The following is a 5,159-nucleotide window of genomic DNA, read 5'->3' as shown; positions in this document are numbered from 1 at the left end:
TTTCTATTCATCGTTGACCTTGTTTTTTGTCAACCTATGTCAGGACAAGTCAAACCTAACGTCTTCAACAAGAGTTTCTGAAAAACTTTGCGCTCTCTGCGGCTGTACTCTGCGGCCTCCGCGGTTAAACTTCGGTGGCTCTCCTTGGTTAAAAGACATTGCCGAAGGCAATCAACAAAACATTTATGAGTTTTTTAATAAAACAAAATAACCGCATATTATGATAATAGACACACTTGATAACGCCTCAAAATATTACGGCGTTCATCCGCTTTTCCAGAAAGCTTTTGAATATATCAGCACACAAGATCTGAAATCACTTGAGGTAAGCAAATTTGACATCAGTGAGGGACTAAAAGGTGCCATTGCTGAGAAGGAAGGAATGACAGCAGAAGAGTCTGCATCAAAATTCGAATGCCACAATAACAATATTGATATCCAGCTGTGCATCACAGGACCTGAAGTATTTGGATGGCGGCCAAGAAGCGCGTGTTCATCGCCAAAAGGGGAATATAATCCAGAAAAGGATGTTCTATTTTATAATGAAACGCCGGATATGCATTTCACGCTTAAGGACAATCAATTTGCAATCTTCTTTCCGGAGGATGTTCATGCACCCATGATAGCTGACGGGGTGATTAAAAAGATGATTATAAAGGTTAAAGCTTAACCAAGAGTCAAGAACCAAGAGTCAGTAGCCAAGACTGTCTTTTCAAGAGAATTGTCTTGGTTCTTGACTCTTGGTTTCTGGTTCATTATCACCATACACATACCTATCAAACTCCTTCATCAGTGCCCTCGTAACCGGTCCCGGTGTTCTATCTCCAAGAACCCTACCGTCAACTGTAGTCACAGGCAAAATATTTTTGGTTGTGCTGCTGATAAAAGCCTCTTTAGCGTGACGAAGATCATCCATCGTTAGTTCACGCTCGTCTATTTTGAAGTTCTGATTGCTAAATTTAAGAATGTGTTTTCGGGTCACTCCTTTAAGAATGTTGCTTTTTGAGGTAAGTATCTCGTCTTTTTCATTTATAAGAAAGAAATTGGCGCGCGGGCACTCGCGCAACACACCATTATCATGGTAAAGAATATCGTCCGCTCCTTTCTCTTTCAGGACCGGCTGGAGCCAGATAGCCTTTAGATAATCAAGTGTTTTTGCAGAAGCAAATTGCCGCTGATAATCGTACGTCATTAGCCCTATTGATTTCTCATAATCCCGGTTAATCACAAAATCCTGCTGAGTGACAATTATATTTGATGCGGCTGCTATATTAAAGCCGTCGGGAGAATATCCACCAGTTAAAGTAATCCTCACGCCAGATTCCGGTAACTTATTTTTCTCAATGAGAGCATGCAGAAGACCTGTAAGCTCATTCCTTTTCGGCTTTACGGGTAAACGCATCTGCTCCGCAGAACTGTAAAAGCGATCTAAGTGATCTTCAAGAAAAATCGGTTTTCCAGCAACGGTCTTTAGAAAATCGAAAATCCCATAACCTCTTTGAACTGACAGGTCGGTGATATTAAGGGTAGCTTCTTCTTCTGAAATTATGGAATCATTCACCAGGACGTACATATGTGATTTTATAAACGTTTATATTTTTTCAGGATGGGTATAACTTTGTCAAGTGGCAGCGCTTCTACCGAGCGGGATGATCTGCCGGCCGTCGTCGTAGCTGCAAACAAAGAATTGATTATTGCTTCTTCCGTCGCCTCAATTGCTGCCATAAAAACCTGCGAAGTGAAATCATTATGTAAATAGCCGCCGGACATCACAGATGTTTGAGGCTGATGAGGCACACGAATGGCTGCAGCGGTCGAAAACGCGATTACATAATCCCCACTCCCATTAGAAGCTATTCCGCCAGTCTTCGCCATACCCATGAATGCTCTTTTGGCAAGTCTTTCCAGGTTCCTCGCATCCAGCGGTGCATCTGTTGCTACCACCATCATACAAGAGCCATCGACGTTGTTCAGCAGCTTGTCGCTGAAGGAAAATTTCCCAAGCTCTTCACCTACAGGTACCCCGTCGATTTGCAGAACACCGCCAAAATTTGTTTGTACCAGAACACCTACCGTGAACCCGCCCAAGCTCTGTGGCAGTTTCCTTGATGAAGTTCCGATGCCTCCTTTAAAACCGAAACATACGGTCCCGGTTCCAGCTCCTACGGATCCCTGTTCAACCGGCCCATCTTTTGCGTTTCGTATCGCGTTAAGCACGTCGAGCTTGGTAACATGCCGGCCGCGTATGTCGTTCAGATAACTGTCATTTGTCTCGCCAACAAGGGCATTAACCGATTGCACAGCTTCGTTTCCTGATTGAGATAGGGTATGCTCGATCAGCGCCTCCATGGCCGCAGCGACACCAAGTGTATTGGTAAGAATTATCGGGGTTTCTAAATTGCCCAGTTCCTGAACCTGAGTACTTCCGGCCAGCTTACCGAAACCATTGCCGCTAAAAATTGCTGCAGGTAGTTTCATTTGAAAAATATTTCCTGACTGAGGTATTATAGCTGTTACACCGGTCCTTATCGAATCAGCTCTAACTATCGTTTGGTGACCAACCTTCACTCCAGGGACATCGGTTATAGCATTCAGAGTACCGGGGGAAATTACCCCTATTTTTAAGCCGATATTACGCGGAACGACCCTTTCCTGCGAAAACACGCAAAGAGGTAAAAGAAAAAGCAGGGCATACAACAGTTGTTTCTGCATTTGCACAATATTAATCATTAATCCTGATTCCAAAGAAAATGCCTCATGCGCATAAAGAGCACCAGTTAGCCTATTTTATTTTAAAGTATAGAGAACTATATTGCATAGGATATTCACGCCTGCAACAAAAAAAATCACCAAAATTGAAAACTAAAACCCTCAACATCCTCTTAGCCTTGACCCTCTGTTTAACAATATTTGATCAGGCATATGCTCAAAGCAAGAAAAAGATCGAGAAGATCTTCAAGGCTTCCGAGATTGTCAACAACCATTATACTGGCTTTGCGTTATATGATCCCGCCAAGGACAAGATGGTGTATGAACTGGATGCGAACAAACCCGCAATACCTGCATCTAACACCAAAATTATAACGTTATATACCGCCTTAAATATGCTTGGAGATTCTATTCCCGGCTTACGTTACATCACGAAAGGTGATTCACTGATATTCTGGGGAACGGGCGATCCATCTATGATGCACCCTGATCTAAAATCGACTAAGGTTTATGATTTTCTAAAAAACTCCAACAAGAAGCTATTCTATTCCCATAGTAATGCGAGTGCTGATTTCGCTGGCTCTGGAATATATACCATCGCGATGGTGTCCCTGCCTATCGTGGAAAATACCGCACAAGCCTACGCCGGTCCGGATGGAAAAGTTCACCTGAAACCCGAATTTCTGAACACCTATTTGAAAGAAGATACTTCATATCATCCGAGAGAATTTTCGGTTCGCCGGGATGAAAGAACAAATACCTTCAGTTATCCAACAATGACGATTCCCGCGGATTTCAAACAAACTGTGTACCTCGTGCCCGGTGCAGAGCTTACACAAAAGACCTTAACTGAAGTCCTGGGAAAACCAGTGAACGTTACCAATATGGCTCTGCCGGAAGGGGCTAAAACGGTTTACAGCATCCTCGCAGATTCGCTTTATAAGAGAATGATGCTGCCGAGCGATAACTATCTCGCAGAGCAGATCCTGTATGTTTGTTCTTCCACCCTTCCCGGCAAGCTCAGCGTTAACGCAGCAATTGCACATAGCTCTAAAAACTACTTAGCAGATCTTCCCGATCTGTTCCAATGGCAAGATGGTTCCGGTCTATCCCGGAATAATTATTTCAGTCCACGGTCGATAGTTAAGATGCTGATCAAGACCAGGGATAAAGTTGGAGATGAGCAGAGGCTGCTCAACATGTTTCCTGTCGGAGGCGTAAGCGGTACCCTACGGACAGCTTTTAAAACGGACAACGGAGTGCCGTTTGTTTGGGCTAAAACAGGCACACTGTCCAACGTGAGAATCCAGGGGGGATACCTTGTCACCCGCAAAGGAAAAAAATTCATCTATTCGTTCATGAATAATAATTTCCTTATTCCGTCCGCCGATATCAGCAACGAGATGGTGCGGATAATGACTATGATCCGGGAGAAATATTAGTTTAAACCAAAACGAAATTTATAAATCACGATGTTCTTATTTATTAATATTAGAAGGATAGTATTATTCTCATTTTTATTAGTTCAAGGCTCTGTTTTGGCTGCAAGTGCTCAAAATGCGACGCCGCTTTCAGGAAAATTAATTGTCATTGACCCGGGCCATGGCGGATCTGCCGCTACGGACAGTTACAGACAAGGTCCCACCGGAGAGCGCGAAGAGTGGATTGATTTGCGGGTTGGGGTACTTCTGAAAGGTCTGTTAGAAGAAAAGGGAGCCAGGGTGTTGCTTACCCGAAGCGAAGACGTTACGTTTCCCCTGGCAGACCGTTCCAAAATGGTTGTAGATAATAAAGCGGATTTTTTTGTTTCAATTCACCACAATGCAACCGCTGATCCGTCTGTAAATTTTCCGATAATCTATTACCATGGCTTAGCTTCTGAAAATATTGCCAGCGTAGATTTCAGCAAGCATCTCGCAAAAAACTTAAGGAAATACATGTACAAATCCAAAACGCATGTAAGTATAGTTTCGGATTATACAATCTTCTCAGGTGCAGGAGCTTCAGTCCTACGCGGAACCTATGGCATCCCGGGTGTACTTGCGGAAGCATCATTCTTTACAAATCCTGCCGAAGAAAGCCGGCTAAAGCAAAAAGAACATAATCTTGGCGAAGCCATAGCTTTCGCGAGAGCAATTGAAAAATTTTTCAGCAATCCAGTAGCTGCGATACATCCTAAAACACAGTCTAAATTTCCGCCGCAGTTTCAAACTTTACAGGAAGCTGAGCGCATGAGCCCTGTAGCCCGCCGATGGATGCAGGATTTTATTGACGGCAAAGAGCTGATGAAAAATAAAGACACTACTTCACTTCAAAAAGCGTACGACTTGTTTTCGCAATCGGCAAAATCATTTCCTGATTCGCCGGTAGCGGCAAAATGTCATAAATATCGCGCTGTGCTCCTGCGCAAACTTGGGAAAACTGAACAAGCTATTCAGGAAGAGACGCGG

Annotated in this window: 6 protein-coding genes; 4 read left to right on the top strand and 2 right to left on the bottom strand. The window is 43.6% G+C overall.

From position 1 onward, the window contains the following. Both WKF69_RS18555 and WKF69_RS18550 read left to right on the top strand, forming a co-directional pair. Nucleotides 1–211 (top strand): hypothetical protein (locus tag WKF69_RS18555; RefSeq protein ID WP_340383884.1); only part of this gene is annotated, 211 nt, incomplete at its 5' end. A 9-nt stretch (nucleotides 212–220) separates the two neighbouring features. Beyond that, nucleotides 221–670, top strand: coding sequence for a YhcH/YjgK/YiaL family protein (locus WKF69_RS18550; protein WP_340383882.1), 450 nt, complete (start codon nucleotides 221–223; stop codon nucleotides 668–670). A 42-nt stretch (nucleotides 671–712) separates the two neighbouring features. Here the strand turns inward: WKF69_RS18550 and WKF69_RS18545 are convergent, their stop codons facing one another. Both WKF69_RS18545 and WKF69_RS18540 read right to left on the bottom strand, forming a co-directional pair. After that, nucleotides 713–1,573: an aminotransferase class IV gene (locus tag WKF69_RS18545; protein ID WP_340383880.1), complete on the bottom strand. Its 861-nt coding sequence runs from the start codon at nucleotides 1,571–1,573 to the stop codon at nucleotides 713–715. A gap of 8 nt (nucleotides 1,574–1,581) precedes the next feature. After that, complete coding sequence (locus WKF69_RS18540) at nucleotides 1,582–2,712, bottom strand: P1 family peptidase (RefSeq protein WP_340383878.1); 1,131 nt, start codon at nucleotides 2,710–2,712, stop codon at nucleotides 1,582–1,584. Nucleotides 2,713–2,855: 143 nt separating this feature from the next. Here WKF69_RS18540 and WKF69_RS18535 point away from each other — a divergent pair, with 143 nt between their 5' ends. Then, a complete protein-coding gene (locus WKF69_RS18535) occupies nucleotides 2,856–4,151 on the top strand; it encodes a D-alanyl-D-alanine carboxypeptidase (RefSeq protein ID WP_340383876.1) in 1,296 nt (431 codons plus the stop codon). Nucleotides 4,152–4,181: 30 nt separating this feature from the next. Then, on the top strand, nucleotides 4,182–5,159 hold a 978-nt coding region (locus WKF69_RS18530), incomplete at its 3' end, for an N-acetylmuramoyl-L-alanine amidase (RefSeq protein WP_340383874.1).

This window comes from Daejeonella sp. (genome assembly GCF_037719425.1).
In the GTDB taxonomy this organism is placed as follows: Bacteria; Bacteroidota; Bacteroidia; order Sphingobacteriales; family Sphingobacteriaceae; genus Daejeonella.
The sequence above is the reverse complement of the archived record's forward strand: the minus strand, read 5'-3'. Positions and strand labels throughout refer to the sequence as shown.

Excerpts from the sequence above, each read along its gene's own strand:
- WKF69_RS18540 (WP_340383878.1), bottom strand. The coding sequence starts at position 2,712 with ATGCAGAAACAACTGTTGTATGCCCTGCTTTTTCTTTTACCTCTTTGC.
- WKF69_RS18550 (WP_340383882.1), top strand. The coding sequence starts at position 221 with ATGATAATAGACACACTTGATAACGCCTCAAAATATTACGGCGTTCAT.
- WKF69_RS18545 (WP_340383880.1), bottom strand. The coding sequence starts at position 1,573 with ATGTACGTCCTGGTGAATGATTCCATAATTTCAGAAGAAGAAGCTACC.